Annotated in this window: 1 protein-coding gene; it reads left to right on the forward strand. The window is 64.1% G+C overall.

Going from position 1 to position 434, the window contains the following annotated elements:
- Positions 1–434, forward strand: a 434-nt coding sequence (locus JWG88_RS21360) for a patatin-like phospholipase family protein (protein ID WP_205235843.1), incomplete at both ends; no start/stop codon positions are given.

The following is a 434-nucleotide window of genomic DNA, read 5'->3' on the forward strand; positions in this document are numbered from 1 at the left end:
GCGCTGCCCTTCGGAACGCGCTTCGGCGGCTGGCTCAAGGGCGAGGCGCTGGAGAAATACATCAACCGGCTGGTCAAGCAGAAGACGATCGAGCAGATGCGCATTCCACTCGGCATCGTTGCGACGGACCTGGCGAGCGGCAAGCCGATCCTGTTCCGGCGCGGCAATACCGGTCAGGCGGTGCGTGCGTCCTGCAGTATCCCAGGCGTGTTCCAGCCGGTAACGATCAGCGGCCGCCAATATGTGGACGGCGGCTTGGTGGCGCCAGTGCCGGTTACCTACGCCAAGCAGATGGGCGCGACGTTCGTGATTGCAGTGAACATCTCGGCAGACCCTGCCAACCAGGCTGTGTCGGGGCAGGCGAGCATGCTGCTGCAGACGACAGCCATCATGGGTCAGAGCATCAGCAAGACGGAGCTGGCCCAGGCCGATGT

This window comes from Desulfopila inferna, assembly GCF_016919005.1.
GTDB classification, from domain to species: Bacteria; Desulfobacterota; Desulfobulbia; order Desulfobulbales; family Desulfocapsaceae; genus Desulfopila_A; species Desulfopila_A inferna.